The sequence below is a fragment of the Rhodococcus sp. P4_C10 genome (genome assembly GCF_056402135.1).
The window spans coordinates 69,677-85,767 of record NZ_JBFUHZ010000008.1 but is presented as its reverse complement, the minus strand read 5'-3'; the positions used below and the strand labels follow the sequence as shown (position 1 = coordinate 85,767).

The 16,091-nt window shown below is 70.4% G+C and carries 17 protein-coding genes and 1 pseudogene; 8 read left to right on the top strand and 10 right to left on the bottom strand.

Going from position 1 to position 16,091, the window contains the following annotated elements; translation table 11 throughout:
• Positions 1–15: 15 nt before the first annotated feature.
• Genes AC1DWC_RS06970 through AC1DWC_RS06950 form a run of 5 tightly spaced genes read right to left on the bottom strand, consistent with a single transcriptional unit; the run spans position 16 to position 5,711 of the window.
• The gene (locus AC1DWC_RS06970; protein WP_477906746.1) at positions 16–885 is read right to left on the bottom strand and encodes an HAD family hydrolase; all 870 of its coding nucleotides are present in this window, start codon (positions 883–885) and stop codon (positions 16–18) included.
• Entirely contained in the window at positions 882–1,991 is a 1,110-nt protein-coding gene (locus AC1DWC_RS06965; RefSeq protein ID WP_477906745.1) for a cysteine protease StiP family protein, read from the bottom strand. The genes AC1DWC_RS06970 and AC1DWC_RS06965 overlap by 4 nt, the downstream gene beginning before the upstream one ends.
• Positions 1,988–3,313: a phosphoribosyltransferase domain-containing protein gene (locus tag AC1DWC_RS06960; RefSeq protein WP_477906744.1), complete on the bottom strand. Its 1,326-nt coding sequence runs from the start codon at positions 3,311–3,313 to the stop codon at positions 1,988–1,990. The genes AC1DWC_RS06965 and AC1DWC_RS06960 overlap by 4 nt, the downstream gene beginning before the upstream one ends.
• On the bottom strand, positions 3,310–4,503 hold the full coding sequence (locus tag AC1DWC_RS06955) for an HpcH/HpaI aldolase/citrate lyase family protein (protein ID WP_477906743.1): 1,194 nt from the start codon (positions 4,501–4,503) through the stop codon (positions 3,310–3,312). The genes AC1DWC_RS06960 and AC1DWC_RS06955 overlap by 4 nt, the downstream gene beginning before the upstream one ends.
• Positions 4,500–5,711, bottom strand: a complete 1,212-nt coding sequence (locus AC1DWC_RS06950) for a hypothetical protein (protein WP_477906742.1) — start codon at positions 5,709–5,711, stop codon at positions 4,500–4,502. The genes AC1DWC_RS06955 and AC1DWC_RS06950 overlap by 4 nt, the downstream gene beginning before the upstream one ends.
• A gap of 144 nt (positions 5,712–5,855) precedes the next feature.
• Between AC1DWC_RS06950 and AC1DWC_RS06945 the strand changes: the two genes are divergently transcribed.
• The 3 genes and pseudogenes from AC1DWC_RS06945 to AC1DWC_RS06935 all read left to right on the top strand — a co-directional run.
• Positions 5,856–6,431, top strand: a complete 576-nt coding sequence (locus tag AC1DWC_RS06945) for a TerD family protein (RefSeq protein ID WP_477837661.1) — start codon at positions 5,856–5,858, stop codon at positions 6,429–6,431.
• 133 nt (positions 6,432–6,564) lie between these two features.
• The gene (locus AC1DWC_RS06940; protein WP_477906741.1) at positions 6,565–7,683 is read left to right on the top strand and encodes a DUF475 domain-containing protein; all 1,119 of its coding nucleotides are present in this window, start codon (positions 6,565–6,567) and stop codon (positions 7,681–7,683) included.
• Between the two features lie 26 nt (positions 7,684–7,709).
• Positions 7,710–8,354, top strand: a pseudogene (locus tag AC1DWC_RS06935) (TerD family protein); the annotation flags it as partial.
• Positions 8,355–8,381: 27 nt separating this feature from the next.
• Here AC1DWC_RS06935 and AC1DWC_RS06930 read toward each other — a convergent pair.
• Both AC1DWC_RS06930 and mhuD read right to left on the bottom strand, forming a co-directional pair.
• On the bottom strand, positions 8,382–8,729 hold the full coding sequence (locus AC1DWC_RS06930; protein WP_477906783.1) for a tellurite resistance TerB family protein: 348 nt from the start codon (positions 8,727–8,729) through the stop codon (positions 8,382–8,384).
• A gap of 223 nt (positions 8,730–8,952) precedes the next feature.
• Positions 8,953–9,264 carry a mycobilin-forming heme oxygenase MhuD gene (gene mhuD / locus AC1DWC_RS06925; RefSeq protein WP_477837665.1) on the bottom strand — a complete coding sequence of 104 codons (312 nt, stop codon included), beginning with the start codon at positions 9,262–9,264 and terminating at the stop codon, positions 8,953–8,955.
• A gap of 32 nt (positions 9,265–9,296) precedes the next feature.
• On the opposite strand from mhuD, the gene AC1DWC_RS06920 reads away from it, so the two are divergent.
• Together AC1DWC_RS06920 and AC1DWC_RS06915 are read left to right on the top strand one after the other, a co-directional pair.
• Entirely contained in the window at positions 9,297–10,046 is a 750-nt protein-coding gene (locus AC1DWC_RS06920; RefSeq protein WP_477906740.1) for an alpha/beta fold hydrolase, read from the top strand.
• Between the two features lie 38 nt (positions 10,047–10,084).
• The gene (locus AC1DWC_RS06915; RefSeq protein ID WP_477906739.1) at positions 10,085–10,450 is read left to right on the top strand and encodes an Imm51 family immunity protein; all 366 of its coding nucleotides are present in this window, start codon (positions 10,085–10,087) and stop codon (positions 10,448–10,450) included.
• Positions 10,451–10,485: 35 nt separating this feature from the next.
• On the opposite strand, the gene AC1DWC_RS06910 is transcribed toward AC1DWC_RS06915, so the two are convergent.
• Positions 10,486–11,355 carry an HhH-GPD family protein gene (locus AC1DWC_RS06910; RefSeq protein ID WP_477906738.1) on the bottom strand — a complete coding sequence of 290 codons (870 nt, stop codon included), beginning with the start codon at positions 11,353–11,355 and terminating at the stop codon, positions 10,486–10,488.
• 78 nt (positions 11,356–11,433) lie between these two features.
• Between AC1DWC_RS06910 and AC1DWC_RS06905 the strand changes: the two genes are divergently transcribed.
• Both AC1DWC_RS06905 and AC1DWC_RS06900 read left to right on the top strand, forming a co-directional pair.
• Complete coding sequence (locus tag AC1DWC_RS06905; protein WP_477906737.1) at positions 11,434–12,066, top strand: carbonic anhydrase; 633 nt, start codon at positions 11,434–11,436, stop codon at positions 12,064–12,066.
• 79 nt (positions 12,067–12,145) lie between these two features.
• Positions 12,146–12,856 (top strand): hypothetical protein, encoded by a 711-nt coding sequence (locus tag AC1DWC_RS06900; protein WP_477906736.1) that lies wholly within the window; start codon positions 12,146–12,148, stop codon positions 12,854–12,856.
• Here the strand turns inward: AC1DWC_RS06900 and disA are convergent.
• Complete coding sequence (gene disA / locus AC1DWC_RS06895; RefSeq protein WP_072845531.1) at positions 12,853–13,938, bottom strand: DNA integrity scanning diadenylate cyclase DisA; 1,086 nt, start codon at positions 13,936–13,938, stop codon at positions 12,853–12,855. The two genes, AC1DWC_RS06900 and disA, sit on opposite strands and share 4 nt — an antisense overlap.
• A 98-nt stretch (positions 13,939–14,036) precedes the next feature.
• On the opposite strand from disA, the gene AC1DWC_RS06890 reads away from it, so the two are divergent.
• Positions 14,037–14,594 carry a PaaI family thioesterase gene (locus AC1DWC_RS06890; protein ID WP_072845532.1) on the top strand — a complete coding sequence of 186 codons (558 nt, stop codon included), beginning with the start codon at positions 14,037–14,039 and terminating at the stop codon, positions 14,592–14,594.
• Between the two features lie 47 nt (positions 14,595–14,641).
• Here AC1DWC_RS06890 and radA read toward each other — a convergent pair whose 3' ends face one another.
• Positions 14,642–16,078 carry a DNA repair protein RadA gene (radA, locus tag AC1DWC_RS06885; RefSeq protein WP_477906735.1) on the bottom strand — a complete coding sequence of 479 codons (1,437 nt, stop codon included), beginning with the start codon at positions 16,076–16,078 and terminating at the stop codon, positions 14,642–14,644.
• Between the last annotated feature and the right edge of the window lie 13 nt (positions 16,079–16,091).

Genomic DNA, 16,091 nt, shown 5'->3' with positions numbered 1-16,091 from the left:
CTGCGGTCGGTCTGTTCAGGGGCGGGGAGAAGGCTCGGCGGGTGCCTCGGCGGGGGTGGAGGTCGGCGGAACGCGGCACCCGAACCAGCGCAGGATCTCCTCGCCCGCAGCGATTCCCGCGTTCGCGGTGACCGTCAGGCCCGGACGCTGCCAGCCCAGCTGTTCGAGTTCGCCGTGTCTGGGTCGGATCGCGGCATCGGCCACGGCGAGCATGTCGGCGTCGAGTGCGCCGTCGCCGGCGGCGAGCATCCGCGCCTGCGGGGGTAACGTCCCGTCGGCGAGTAGGCGCTCGCGAACCTCCACCACCGCACGACCTTTCGACACCGCGGCGGGCATCGTGTAGATCTTGCGCCCCTGCTGGGAGGCTCCCCATCCGCGTTCTCGGCACCACCGGTCCCACTCCGCGAGGAACCCGGCCGGTACCGCGTCCGGTTCGACGACGAGGTAGCAGAACAGGTCGTCGGCGGTCCGGAGGGTGCGGACCCAGTTCGCGTCGATCCGGGCACGCAGCGTGGCGATGATCTCGTCGAGGGTCGCGCCGCCGGACCGGGACTCCTCCTCGATCTGGTTGCGCCACAGCGGATCCGGCACACCGTCGACGAGGATGTTGCCGCCGTTGCTGGTGATCGCGTAGCGCCACGGCGACCCGGGCAGCGTGATGCGCTGGAACTGCGCGATGGTGCGGGTGGTGGTGGGCACGACCGCGGCCACCCGAGTCAGGTCACGCAGCAGTTGCGCCGCCGTCGCGGTGACGAAGGACAGCGGCGCCCCGTCGTAGTGCTCCACGCAGCGAAGTTCCGCCTCGTCGACGCCGTCGCCGAGACCCATCGCGGAGCGCGAGTAGATCATCGTGCGGTCGAGATCGGTGGCGATCAGTACGGTCATGCGACGTCCTTGATCAGGCCCATGCAGGAGTACGCGAGGTCGGGCACCTCGTCGACCTCCACCCCCCGGGCGGCGGCGAGCATTCGGATGTGAGCGTGTTCCGGCGCGTCCCGGTCGCGCACGAGGACGCGCCACGGCACCCGTCGGAGCAGGACCCGGGTGGTCTCGCCGACGCCCGGCTTGACGAAGTTCACCGACGAGATGCCGTACCGGGCACGGATCTCCTCCACCGATGCCCACCCCGCCCAGGTGGGGGAGCGGTCGCTGCCCACGATGGCGGCGACGGCGGCGGGCACGGCGGCGCGGATGTCGGGGAAGCGTGCGGCGACGGTGTCGAGCAGGTGGTTCGAGACGTCGGCATCGGCGAGCCCGCGGTAGAACTTGGCGCCGTGGAACTCGCCGGGGCCGATCACGGTGTCGTTGAGGACGGTCCGGGACACCAGGCCCGAGACGGTGGAGTTGAGGCAGGCCGTCGCGATGAGGAAGTCGTCGCGGGTGCCGTAGGTGCGCACGCACGCGCCCGGGTCGGCGAGCACCACCAGGTCGTCGTCGAAGCGCGGCCCGCCGGCGGCGGCGTGGGCGGCGAGTGCCGCGCTGAGTTCGCGGGTGATCGCACCCTTGCCGGTCCATCCGTCGACAAAGACGACCCTCTCCGGATCGTGATGGGCGGCAAGGAAGTTCAATGCCTCGACATCGATGCCCCGGCCGCGGACGATGGACATCGCGTAGTGCGGCAGGTCCAGGCCGTGCACGTCGCGGGCCCAGCGCCGCATCAGCACCCCGACCGGGGTGCCCGCGCGGGCCAGCGACACCAGGGTGACCTCGCGACCCCGCTCGGCGAGCACCAGTTCGGTGACGGTGCCGACCGCGAGGGCCAACCGTTCCGCGCTGACGGTCAGCACCTTGTCGAAGAGTTCGCGGTAGGCGGCGTCGGGCTGGAACTCGATCGGCAGCGATTCCGCGTAGTGCGCCTGCCCCGACTGGATTCGGCGTTCACGCTCGGCGACGTCGGCCTCGAGGTCGAGCGCGGACAGGTCCTTGAGGAGCCATCGGACGTCGGCGGGGGCGTAGGAACCGAAGGCCGGCCCGGTCAACGGGGCGGTCACCGGTGGACCCCTCGGCTCTCACGCAGCAGCACGGGATCGGTGCTGGGCACGACGGCGAGCAGGACGTCGCTGCCGGCCGCGGTGAGTACGTCGAGCAGTCCACCTTCGCCGTGCAGTCGCGCGGTGTCGGCCGGTGTGTCCACGACCAGCAGAATCTGTTGTCGGGCGTCGGCGGGACTGTCGTCCGGTGACGGGCTGCCGGGCCAGTGGGCGTTGTACAGGTACCGGCCCGCGCTGTCGTCGGATTCCGGTGCGACGAAGGCGAACCCGCGGCGCAACGGGTACCCCGGCTCGTCGAGCACGTAGGCCGGCGACCGGGTGGTGGTCTGGAATCGGGTCGCGACGCCGCGATCGGCGAGCGCCGCGGCCAGACGCAGCGGCAGGTACATGAGCTCCTCGTGGCCGACCACGATCAGCGGCGAGGCCGGATCGATCCGCTCCATCAGTGCGTCGGCGGCCGCAGCGACGGCCCGCTCGAATGCCGGGCTGTCGGAGTGCAGGAAACCGTGCCGGCCCCCGTCTGGAACAGCCGCGGGCCAGGCGATCTCCACCCTGGCGGCCGCGCCGCGAACGGTGCTCACCGGGTTCAGTGCCGGGTCCGGGAGGGCGATGACCCGTTCGATCAGGCCGTCCGGCAGGACGGCCCGCCCCGTGGCGAGGCTGACGTAGTCGATCTCGGTGCCGAGTTCGGCGGCGGCGCGGTCACAGGTCAGTCGGTGGTCCGCCGTGCGCATGTCGACGAGCGAGGCCACGACGTACCGGCTCCGCGGGTGCTGGGCGTGCAGCGCCCGGATGGCGTCGACCGCGGTTGCGCCGGTGGAGATCTCGTCGTCCACGAGCACCAGGGGCGCGGTGCCCGCGAACAGTGACGCCGTGGTCGGCTGCAGCAGGTGGCTGGTGGCGTGCGAGTGCCCCTCCTCGAAGCCCGCGAAGGTGCCGGCGCCGGGAACGTCCCGGCGGGTGGAGTGGAGGTAGCAGCGCGCGCCGATCCGGGCGGCCACGCAGTGCCCGAGACCCGTTGCGGTCTCGGCGAACCCGAGCACCAGCGCGTCCACCTCGGGGCGCTGCCGGGTGGTGGTGTCGATGCCAAGGGCCGCGAGCACCAACTCGCCCAGCCGGTCCCCCGCGCCGAGCACGACCGACGGTTCGGTGGGCAGGTGCTTGCCCAGCACGGTCGAGACCAGCAGGTGGGCGCGGCGCGGGTTCCGGCGCAGCCCCGGCTCGACGAGCTCCGGCACCAGGTGGCCGGCGGCCGAGTCGCTGTGTTGCAGTTCGATGCCGAGCTCGCGGGTCGCCCACGGCTCGAGGCCGACCCGGGTCACCGCTGCACCAGCGCCGTCAACAGGTCCACGAATGTCACTCCCTTGTTGGTCACCCCGAAGACCTGCGCCCGGCGCATCGTGTGCACGGCCCAGTTCCGATGTGGGCGAACCTCGTTCATCTTGTTTCGGTAGCCCGACGCCTGGACGCCGCCCACTGTCTCGCCGTCGAGGATGTCGAGGGCGTCGTGGTACTCCTCGTGGGTGACGGCGGACAGCGAGTGCACCGCGGCGACGTGCGACGGGTGGATGACCGTCTTGCCCTGGATTCCGTTGGCCCGGTCCAGCGCGATCTCCCGGAGCAGTCCGTCGAGGTCGCGGCTGACGAGTTGCTGCCGGAACAGCACCGCGTCGTGCTCGAAGAACGGGGTGGCCCGCAGCATCGGCCGGAACATCCGCTCGTGGTCGGCGAAGTACTCCCAGACCGGGCCGGTGATGACGAATCCGGACCCGTCGGCGCGCCCGAGGTAGTTGACCACGTCGGCGATCACGTCGACGACGACCCGGACGTCGTAGATGGTCAGGTCGCGGTCCCGGCGGATGCCGAAGGTGCTGCACATGTCGGTCGCGCCGATCCGGACCGCCAGGATGTGCTCGCGGTGCTGGGCCAGTAGTTCGCGAATCGTGTGCAGTTCGGTGTCGCGGCTCTGCCGGTGGACCAGTTCGGGCGACTCGAGCACCGGCATCGCGTACAGGTGCTTGCCGAGCAACTCGGAGGCGGCGCGCACCTCCCGCAGGAACCCGGCGCCGCTGGCGCTGGTGAACTTCGGGACGACGAAGCCGCTGAGGGCGTCGACGCCGGTGGTGACGGACTCGGCGATCCGGCGAATGCCGTCCGCGGTGCGCACCCTCACGAAGAGCAGCATGTTGGCGGCGACGGTGCCGGCGAGTTCGTCGAGGGTGGCGACCGCATTCGCCAGCGCCTGTTCCACCTCGTCGTCGGCGACGGCGTCCTCGAGGTCGAGGACCATCGAGCACACTCCCTCGCCGGCCCGCCGAATGACGGTGGCGGCCAGGTCGTCGCGGGTCGCGGGGATGTAGAGCGTCGCCCCGAGCGCGGTCGCGAGGACCTCGCGGTCGGTGGCGTCGTCGAAGGGACGCGAGGGGTGCAGGAACAGTCGGTCCTGGGTCTCCTGGTCGAGATGTTGGAAGTGCCGGATCGTGGTCGTCTCGGTGACGGTGCCCAGACTCATCGCTTGCCTGCCTGCCCTCTCATGCGTTGCACCACGCCCGCGATGAACTCCGACACGGTGTCGAGTTCGGTGATGTATGCCCAGTAGTCCGGATGCGTCCCCTGCAGGCCGCCGCTGATCCGGTCGATCCGGTCGAGCTGCGCGTCCAGGACCGAACCCCATTCCGCGATGTGCCCGGAGTCGACGGCGAGGTGCTGGGCGTCCTTGAGCCGGAACCTCACGGCGGCGAGTTTCGCCGCGGGGTCCTGCCGGACCTCGCGGAGCAACCGCAGTCGTTCGGTGACGGAGTCGACGGCGCGGTCGGCCGCGGTCAGGTGGGTTCGCACCGTCTCGGTGTGTTCGAGCGCGAGGTCGGGATCGCCGCCGGCAAGGGCCCGCTCGATGTCGGCGAGTCCGGCGGCGGCGGCCTCGATGTGCCGGCGGCTCGCCTCCTCGTTGCCCGTCAGGTCCTGCGAACTGGCCATGTTGAACTCGCGGAGGATGGCGGAGTACGCCCCGCGCAGGCCGCCGGACCGGGTGCGCACGGCGTCGACCCGGGTGCGCACCGAGGCCAGCGCGGTACGGGCCTCGCGCTCGCGGGTCGGGGCGGCCGACAGCGATTCCCGCAGGGTGGCCACCGCCGCCAGGACGCGGGCCGTTGCCGCACGGATGTCGCGGGCGTCGTGGAGGGCGGAGGCGGCGTCGAGGGCCAGCGTGGCGGCGTCGAGGTCGGCGGACCCCGCGCGCACCGACGAGTAGCCGGCGTACGCCTGGTCGGGGCCGCGTAACCGCGCCCGGGCGGCGTCCGCGTCCGCTCGGGCCTGCCGCGCGACCTGCGGCACGGCCTGCAGGGTCGCCGTCGCGTCGTCGAGGTGGGCGCGGTGGGTGTCGTAGAACACGTCGAGGGCGTGTGTCGCATCGGACAGTTGCCGCGTAGTCCGGTCGACCGACACCGATTCCGGGCCGGGCGAGGTGACGCCGGTCATGTCGGACAGGGCGACGTAGGCGCTCGCGGCGGCGTAGCAGGCGTCACGGACCGGCGCCCACGGTCGCCGGATGTCCCGCTCCGGGAAGAGCGCCGCGGACGCCTCAACTGCGGTTTCGACGGTTCGCTGCCGGGCGTCCATGGCCAGGAAGGCCGCGGTCATCGACTCCCGGGCGCGACGGATCCCGTCGTCGTCGTCGGATCCCCCCAAGAATCGCGGCCATCGGCTCGTCACGGCACCCATCGTACTTGGGCAAAATTTTAAGAATTGGTGATAGGTACATTGGTTAACGGCGCTGGACCTGGCGATCAGGACCCGCGGTATCACGGCATTTCGGACCTCGGCACCGGCCGCGGTCCGGCTACCTCCACATTGAAAGGGCTCCGCATGGGCGTCAGCTTGACCAAGGGCGGCAACGTCTCCCTCACGAAGGAAGCGCCGAATCTCACGGCGGTCGCGATCGGTCTCGGATGGGACGTCCGCAGCACCACCGGTACCGAGTTCGACCTCGACGCCAGCGCAATCGCGGCCGGCGCCGACAAGAAGGTCGTCTCCGACCAGCACTTCGTGTTCTTCAACAACATGAAGACGCCGGACGGCTCGATCGAGCACCTCGGCGACAACACCACCGGCGCGGGCGAGGGGGACGACGAGGTCATCGCCGTCGACCTCGCCGCCGTCCCGGCGAACATCGAGAGCATCTTCTTCCCCGTCTCGATCTACGACGCGGACAACCGCGCGCAGTCGTTCGGCCAGGTCCGCAACGCCTTCATCCGCGTCGTCGATCGCGCGAACGGCACGGAGCTCGCCCGCTACGACCTCTCCGAGGACGCCTCCACCGAGACCGCGATGGTCTTCGGCGAGCTGTACCGCCACGGCGCGGAGTGGAAGTTCCGGGCCGTCGGCCAGGGCTACGCCTCGGGACTGTCGGGCATCGCCCGCGACTACGGCGTGAACGTCTAGTCAGCAGCACCACAACCTCGGGCCGGGGAGGGCGCGTTCCGCATGCCCTTCCCGGTCCGTCGTTCGCTACCGCGGTGGCAACCGCCTGCTGCAGCAGCCACCCTGCACTGCCCTCACAGAAAGGCCACGCTTCGTGGTTCTGCGCATATTCGGTGTCTCGTTCTTCGTCACCGTGCTCGCACTCATAATCGCGGCGATCTACGGCGGCCCGGAGGCCGTCTTCCTCGTCGCGATCCTGTCCATCCTCGAGATCTCGCTCTCCTTCGACAACGCCGTGATCAACGCGACGGTCCTGCAGCGGATGAGCGAGTTCTGGCAGAAGATCTTCCTCACCATCGGCATCGTGATCGCCGTCTTCGGTATGCGGCTGGTGTTCCCGCTGGTCATCGTGTGGGTGGCGGCCGGCCTCGGCCCCGTCGAGGCGATGAACCTGGCGCTCAACCCGCCCGCCGACGGCGCCGCGGCCTTCCCCGACGGCAGCCCCAGCTACGAGACCATCCTGACCGACGCGCATCCGCAGATCGCCGCGTTCGGCGGCATGTTCCTGCTGATGCTGTTCCTGAACTTCATCTTCGAAGAGCGTGAGATCACCTGGCTCGGCTGGATCGAACGGCCGCTGGCCAAGATCGGCAAGCTCGATCAGCTCGAGGTCATCGTCGCGGGCGCCCTGCTGCTGGTCACCGCCGGCTTCCTCGCCGACGACGAGAACCGCGCGACCGTGATGGTGGCCGGCGTCGGCGGTCTGATCCTCTACATCGCGGTCAACGGCCTCGGCGAGCTGTTCAACCTCCCGGAGGAGGGCGAGGAACCGTCCCGCGGCCCGTCGAACCTGGCGAAGGCCACCGGCAAGGCCGGCTTCTTCCTCTTCCTCTACCTCGAGGTCCTGGACGCGTCGTTCTCGTTCGACGGCGTCATCGGCGCCTTCGCGATCACCTCCGACCCGATCATCATCGCGCTGGGCCTGGGCTTCGTCGGCGCCATGTTCGTCCGGTCGATCACCGTGTTCCTGGTCCGCAAGGGCACGCTCTCGGACTACGTCTACCTCGAGCACGGCGCGCACTGGGCGATCGGCGCGCTCGCGGTGATCCTGCTGGTCTCGATCGGTGTGCACGTCAACGAGCTGATCACCGGCCTGGTCGGCATCGCGCTGATCGGTGCCGCGTTCATCTCCAGCGTCATCAGGAACCGCAAGGCAGGCGACGGCGACGGCGACGCGCTCGTCGAGGAGCCCCGCACCGTCGCCGTCGGATAGTCACACCCACTCGAAAAGGACACGACATGGCAATCGACTACACCCGTCGCCCCGGTACGCCCCCGGCGGGCGAGCCCACGGCCGCCGTCCAGGGTGGCGGTGTCAACCTGAGCAAGATCACCCTGACCAAGAGCGCGCCGAGCGTCAGCCTGACCAAGTCCGGCGAGCGTCAGGGCGCCATGCGGGTGAACCTGAACTGGTCGCAGGAGCAGCCGAAGAAGAAGGGCTTCTTCGCGAAGCTCGCCGGCCCCGGCGGCATCGACCTCGACCTCGGCTGCCTGTACGAGCTGGCGGACGGCTCGAAGGGCGTCATCCAGGCGCTCGGGAACAGCTTCGGCGCGCTGAACACGGCCCCCTTCGTCCAGCTCGACGGGGACGACCGGACCGGTTCGGTCAGTGGCGGCGAGAACATGCACGTCAACCTCGACCGCCCCGAGATGTTCAAGCGCGTCCTGATCTTCGCGATGATCTACCAGGGCGCCGCGAACTGGGCGGCGGTGGACGGCGTCGTGACCATGTACCCGACCAGCGGTCCCGAGGTGGAGGTTCGGCTGGACTCGGCCGTCGACGGTGCCCGGATCTGCGCCATCGCGATGCTGGAGAGCACGGGCCGGGACGTCACGGTCAACCGTCTGGTCCAGTACATCAGCGGAAGTCAGGCCGACCTCGACGCCGCCTCCGTTGTCGACGGGCGGAATCTAGAGGTCGAACTCGGCGGGGTCGATGCCCACCGCGAAGCACGCTTCCTTGACGGTGGCCTTCTCGTGCTCGTCGAAGTTGCCGTCCGCGCCGCCGATGATGATGCCGATCTGGATGACCGCGCGGGCCTGCTCCGGCTTCGGCTTGAGCTTGCCGATCGTCGCGGTCGCCTCGACCTTGCCGAAGTCGAAGTCGCCCTGCAGCTTGTCGCAGTACCAGTCGAACTTCTCGCGCAGCTCGTCAGGCGTGAACACCTTGAGCGACTCGTTGCCCATGATCAACGCGGCGGTCTTCTGGCGCTCGGCCGGATCGATGCGGCCGTCGGCGGCCGCGATCAGCGCGCACATCGCCATCGAACCGTTCGCGAACTCCTTGTTCTTGAACTGGGCGGTCTTCGTCTGCAACTGCCCGTTCAGTTCCTGCGTCTTCGACTTGAGCTGATCCCAGAATCCCACGAAACTCCTCAAGCTTGTGTCAACGGTTGGTAAACCCTTGCGGCCGAGGGTATCGGAATCGGGGATGGCGCGGCGCCCGTGCAGGTCGGGCGCCCGGCAGGCCCGCTCCGGACGGTCAGACGCCCTTGGCGGCCACGTCGAGGACCACCTCGAACTCGAGCAGTGAGGCGCCCGTCGCGACCGGCTTGGCGCGCTCGCCGGCATGCGCGGCCCGCGCGGGACCCTGCGCCCAGGCCTGGAACGACTCCTCGGAGTCCCACTGGGTGACCACGAAGTAGCGGTCGTCGCCCTTGACGGGGCGCAGCAGTTGGAAGCCGAGGAATCCGGGGGAGTTCTCCACCGCGTGGGCGCGGCCCGCGAAGCGCTTCTCCAGCTCGGGGCCGGCGCCCTCGGGGACCTCGATTGCATTGATCTTCACCACAGACATGGCGGCGAGCGTACTCCGATACCTTGGGACCCGTGCTTCATGACGAGGGTGGATCCGGTGTGCCAATCCTGTTGCTCCACGGGCTGATGGGCAGCGCCCGCACCTGGCGCCGGCAGGTGCCGTGGTTGCGCGAGTTCGGGCACGTCCACACCTTCGGCGCGGCCGGTCACGGGCGGCCCGCGCCCGCCACGCTGAGCACCGAGGCCTTCGTGGCGGACCTGGCCGAGGCGACGGCGTCGATCGCCGAACCCATGGTCGTGATCGGGCACTCGATGGGTGGGTTGCACGGCTGGTGCTTCGCGGCCGCGTACCCGGAGCGGGTGCGGGCGCTGGTGGTCGAGGACATGGCGCCCGACTTCCAGGGCCGCACCGCGGACGACTGGGCCGCACTGATCGGCTCCTGGCCGCAGCCGTTCCGGGACGCCGAGCACATGGTCGACTTCTTCGGACCCGTTGCGGCGCAGTACTTCATGGACTCGTTCGAGCAGCGCAGCGACGGCTGGTACCTGCACGGCGAGGTCCCGGTCTGGCGGGAGATCTCCGAGGAGTGGGGCACCCGCGACTTCTGGACGCAGTGGGCCTCGGTCCGCGCGCCCGCGCTGCTGTTGGAGGGCGAGTTCACCATCACCCCCGCCGGGCAGATGCGCGAGATGGCCGCCACGGCGAGGCGGTCCGAAACCAGCTATGAGCTGATCGAGGGTGCGGGTCACCTCGTCCACGACGACCGCCCGGCGGAGTACCGGGCGGCGGTCGAGAAGTTCCTCGCCGAACTTCGCGACTAGAACGCGGCCATGTCGGTCGACCTCGGTACGGTCTCGGCATGGCAACCTCTGACGACTTCGACGCCCTCGAACCGATTCGCCTCGTGACCGGCGGCCGCAGTTCCAGCATCATCTATTCGCCCGGGGGCCCGGAGTACCACCAGCACCGGTCGGCGCTGGAGGCTCACGGGATCGAGGGTTCCGGATACGACTTCACCGGCGCGCTTCGCGCCGTGCTCACCGACCAGGCCCCGTCGGCGCTCGACGCGGTCGGGTTCGACCCGGAGGCCGGCATGGTCAGCGTCTACGGCGACGATCTCGACGCCCTGCTCGTCGCCGCGACGGCCCTGCGGACCCTGGTACTCGACGCCGACGTCCTCGGCGCCGCTCTCACTCGGGCCGTCGAGCTCGGCCTCGACGACTAGTTACGGCGGCCGGGCGCGGCGAGATGCCGTGTGCGTCAGCCCTCGCCGGCCAGCGCGAACAGCCCGTCCTCGGTCTGCTCGACGAGTCCGTCCACGAGCAGGGAGTGCAGTGCCCGGTCGCGCTGGCCGGTATCGGTGAGCCAGGCCAGGTCCAGCCGTGCGCGTTCCACCGGTCCGTGGCTCTCGCGCAGCACGTCCATCAGGCGCCCGCGCACCTGACGATCGGTGCCCACGAACTTCTGCACCTTGCGTGGCGGCCCGGTGTGTTCGGGCCGGCCCGCCAGCACCCAGGCGCAGTCGTCGAGGGGGCAGCGCGCGCAGTCCGGGGTCCGGGCCGTGCAGATCGTGGCGCCGAGCTCCATCAGCGCGGCCGAGAAGACCGTGGCCCGAGTCCTGGTGCGCGGCAGCAGTTGCGCCGCATCGGCGAGGTCGCGGGTGGTGGACGGGTTTCCCTGCTCCGCCTGTCCGTGTACCGATCTCGCGATGACGCGCCGAACGTTGGTGTCCACCACCGGAACTCGCTGTCCGTAGGCGAAGCAGGCCACGGCCCGGGCGGTGTACGCGCCGATACCCGGCAGTCCGAGCAGCACGTCGACGTCGGTCGGGACCGCGTCGCCGTGTTCGGTCGCGAGCACGCGGGCGCACTCGTGCAGTCGTAGCGCGCGGCGCGGGTAGCCGAGCTTGCCCCAGGCCCGCAGCACCTCACCCTGGCTGGACGCGGCCATCGCCGACGGCACCGGCCAGCGGGCCACCCACTGCTCCCACACCGGAGCCACCCGGACCACCGGCGTCTGCTGCAGCATGATCTCGCTCATCAGGATCTGCCACGCCGTGACGCCCTCGCGTCGCCAGGGCAGATCGCGCGCCTCGCGTTCGAACCAGCTGATCAGTGCGGATGAATTCACCGGATTGTCATGTCCCTCGTTCGCGGTTGTACCAGGTCGGGCGAAAGCGGCCACAGGCACCGGGTGCACAATGCATCCATGCCCAATTCGAACCCCATTTCCGCCTGGAAGGCACTGAAGCAGGGTAACGACCGCTTCGTGGAAGGCACCTCGCTGCACCCCAGCCAGGGCGTCGCCGACAGGGCCAAACTCGTCTCCGGACAGCACCCCACCGCCGTGCTCTTCGGATGCGGTGATTCCCGCGTGGCCGCGGAGATCATCTTCGACCAGGGGCTCGGCGACATGTTCGTCGTCCGCACCGCGGGTCATGTCATCGACAGCTCGGTGCTCGGGTCCATCGAGTACGCGGTCGAGATCCTCGACGTCCCGCTGATCGTGGTCCTCGGCCACGACAACTGCGGCGCCGTCTCGGCGACCATCGACGCACTGGACCGCGGCGCGGTGCCCGCCGGCTTCATCCGCAGCATCATCGAGCGGGTCGCGCCGTCCATCCTGATGGGCCGCAACGAGGGCCTGAGCACGGTCGACGAGCTCGAGGGCCGGCACGTGGTGGAGACCGGTGACCTGCTCATGCAGCGATCCCGGATCATCGCCGAGAAGGTCGAGAAGGGCACCTGCGCCATCGTCGGTGTCACCTACACACTGGCCAACGGCGGCGTGAAGGTGCGTGGCGTGGTGGGTGAGATCGGGGAGAACGTCACCCCCGCCTGACCGACCGAAGGGGCGGCGGCGAGCGACACGCCGACCCTGCTCGACCACCTCCGGGGCCCGGGCGAATACCTTGGTGTCTGTGTTGGAACCGTCCGGGCCGCTGCCCCCTGAGATCTACTGGCGCCGCCGCATGCTTGCGATCGGTGTTTCGGTGGTCGTGCTGCTGCTGTTGGTGTGGATCATCTCCGCCGTGAGCGGCGGGGACGAGGACCCGTCCGCGGAAGCCGTGGCGTCGAGTTCGGCCCTGGCCGCCTCGTCGTCGGCGTCCGCCGCGGCGTCCAGCTCCACGACCGAGCCCGACGCCGCCGACGCCGACTCGGGTGGTCAGGCGTCGGGATCGGCGGTCTCCGGGTCGGCTGCGGCCTCCGCGGCCGCGGTCGCCGGAGCTCTGCCGCCCGGTCAGTGCGCGGACAAGTCGCTGGCGATCAAGGCCAGCTCGGACGAGGCGAACTACCCGGCGGGTCAGGACCCGGCGTTCGGGATCGTCATCACCAACATCGGCAACGAGTCGTGCGAACGCGACCTGGGCGCCGGCATGCAGCAGGTGATGGTCTACAGCCTCGACGGCCAGCACCGGCTGTGGTCGAACACCGACTGCTTCCCCAACAACACTCCGGACGTGCGCACCCTCAAGCCCGGCGAGCAGGCCGCGTTCACCATCAAGTGGTCCGGCGCCACCTCGGAGCCGGGCTGCGCGGCGGCCCGCAACCCCGTCGGTCCCGGCGCCTACACGGTGGTCGGTCAGCTCGGCGCGCTGCGCAGCACCCCGGAGCCGTTCAACATCACCTAGTCGAACGGCCCGGCGATCGACGTCTCGGCGAGCCTGGAGAGGCCCTCCCGGATGTGCCGGGCCCACAGGCCGCCGATGCCCTCCACCGCCTGCAGGTCGGCCGCGGTCGCGGCGAGCAGGCCCTGGAGCGTGCCGAACGCGCCGACCAGCCGGTGCACCTGGTGGAACTGCAGCCGGGGCACCCGGGCCAGCACCCGGTACCCGCGCGGGCTCATCGGCGCATCCAGCGACTCGATGGTCGCCGGGTAGCCGAAGGCGCGGGCCAGGGTGGTCAGGTCCAGCAGGTCCGCGTCCGTGAGCTTGTCCAGCGACGTCAGGACGCGTTCGACGGCATCGGTCGGCGCCTGCCCCGGCCCGGCGACGTAGTCCCGGACCACCAGCTGACGCGCCACGTCGTTGTCGCCGACCAGTTCCTCGAGCTGCAGCGCCAGCTGGCGTCCGTCGGTGCCGAGTTCGAGGACGTCGCGCTCGATCTCCACCGACACCCGGCGGACCATCTCCAGCCGCTGCACGACGGTCAGCGCGTCGCGCAGGGTGACGAAGTCCTCGATCTCGACCACGGAGAGGGCGTTGGTGACCTCCGTCAGCCGCGACTTGTACCGCTCGAGCGTGGCGACCGCCTGGTTGGCGCGAGAGAGGATGGTCGCCGAGCCGTCCAGGACGTGCCGGATGCCGTCGACGTAGACGCTGACGATGCTCATCGACTGGCTGACCGAGACCACCGGGCAGCCGGTCTGGATGGCGGTCCGCTCCGCGGCGCGGTGCCGGGTGCCGGACTCGACGGTGGGAATCTTGGGATCGGGAACCAGCTGCACGTTCGCCCGGACGATCCGGGTCCCGTCGGAGGAGAGCACGACGGCGCCGTCCATCTTGGACAGTTCCCGCAGCCTGGTCGGGGCGAACTCGACGTCGAGCTCGAACCCGCCGTCGCAGAGGTCCTCGATCTCGTCGTCGTAGCCGAGCACGATGAGGGCGCCGGTGCGGCCGCGCAGAATGCGTTCGAGGCCGTCTCGGAGTTCGGTTCCCGGCGCCAGCCGGGAGATCGTCTCGCGGAGCGCGGCCGTGGGCGCGGTGTCCTCCATCGCCGTCCCCCTTCGCCTCGCGATACCTCATGGCACCGTGCTGAATCGCAGGAGGCCGGTAGCCCCCCACGCATTTCCCGCGATTAGATTACCTATCTATGAGCAGTACCTGGACCTTGCCTGATGATCTGACGCTTCCGCCCCGTCCCGACTTCTTTCCCGCGCCCGGTGGGGCGCTGCCGCAGCACTGGTCGAAGTGCTTCGGCTGCGGTGACGACCAGCCCGCCGGGATGGCGATGACCTTCACCGCCGGCGAAGGCCTCGAGGTCAGCGGGCGGCTGACGGTGGCGCAGCGATACCAGGGCGGACCCGGCGTCATCCACGGCGGCATCCTGTCGGTGGCCTTCGACGAGGTGCAGGGCATGGCCTGCATGGTCCTCGGCGGACCGGTGGTGACCGGGCACCTCGAGATCGACTTCGCCCGCCCGATCCCGTTGGGCTCGGTGCTCGAGTTCCGGGCCCGGATCGACGGCATGGTCCGGCGCAAGGTCTACACCAGCGCGGAGGCCCGCATCGTGGAGGGCCCCACCGCGGGCGACACCGTGGTGGCGACCTCCCGCGGGCTGTTCCTGACGATCAAGCCCGAGCACTTCGCGCCGATGGCGGACTTCGTCGACGGCGTGCCCGTCTCGCCGTTCGGCACCTCCTCGCTGTAGGGAGCCCGCCGGCCCCTGGGCCTGGAACTCCGTGTGGGAGACCGGGTTCAGGGGACCGGCCGCAGCGACCGCTTGACCCGGGCCGGTGCGGCGGGCGGGAGACCGTCCAGCACCCGCAGGGCCTCGCCGAGGTTCCCCACCTCGACCGACCGGAACCCGGGCGGCGCGTCGCCGGAGTCGAGGGGCACCACCGCGTGGGTGAAGCCGAGCCGCTTCGCCTCGGCGAGCCGCCGGCCGACGCCGGTCACCCGCCGCACCTCGCCCGCCAGCCCGACCTCTCCGAGCACCACCAGCCCCGCCGGCAGCGCCACGTCCCGGAAGGCCGACGCCACGGAGAGTGCCAGGGCCAGGTCCGCGGACGGTTCGGTCACCCGCATCCCGCCGACGGTGGCCGCGTACACCTCCTTGTCGGACACCTTGATCCCGAACCGTCGTTCGAGGACCGCGAGCACCATCGCGACCCGAGCGGAGTCCATGCCGCTGACCGCGCGGCGCGGCGACGGGTTTGTGGTGTGCGCGACGAGGGCCTGGACCTCGCCCAGCAACGGGCGTTTGCCGTCCATCGTGACGGTGACCGCGGTGCCCGCCACGGCGTCGTCGCGGTGGTGCAGGAACAGGCCGGACGGGTCGCTGACGCACTCGATGCCGTCCTCGCGCAGTTCGAAGCAGCCCACCTCGTCCGCGGCGCCGAAACGGTTCTTGACCCCGCGCACCATCCGCAGCGTGGAGTGCTTGTCGCCCTCGAAGTGCAGCACCACGTCCACCAGGTGTTCGAGGGATCGGGGCCCGGCGACCGCGCCGTCCTTGGTGACGTGGCCGATCAGCAGCACCGGGATGCCGGTGGTCTTGGCGAGTGAGGTCAGGGCGCTGGTGATGGCGCGGACCTGGGTGACGCCGCCGGTGACGCCCTCGACGTCGGCGGCCAGCATGGTCTGCACGGAGTCGACGATCAGCAGTGTGGGACGCACCTGCTCGACGTGCCCGAACACCGTTGCCAGGTCGGATTCCGCGGCCAGGAAGACCCGCTCGTGCACGGCGCCGGTGCGGTCGGCCCGCAGCCGCACCTGGCCGGCCGACTCCTCGCCGGTCACGTACAGCGCGCGGTCCTGCGGGTCGCGTCGGGCCCAGCGGTGCACCACCTCGAGCAGCAGCGTCGACTTGCCGACGCCGGGTTCGCCGGCGAGCAGCACCACGGAGCCGGGCACCAGGCCGCCGCCGAGCACCCGGTCGAGCTCCGACACGCCGGTCGGCTTGGCCAGGCTGGAGGTGCCGCTGATCTCGGAGATGGGCATCGCGGGGGAGCTGGGGACCAGCGCGGCGCCGCCACGGGCCGAGGTGGCGCCGGGCCGGCCGGTCACGGCGGCCGCGAGGGCGGGGGCCTCCTCGACGGATCCCCAGGCGCCGCAGTCCGGGCAGCGACCGACCCACTTGGGCATCGTGTGCTGACAGGACGAGCACCGGAAACTCGATTTGGGTTTGGCCACGAGGGCAGCCTAG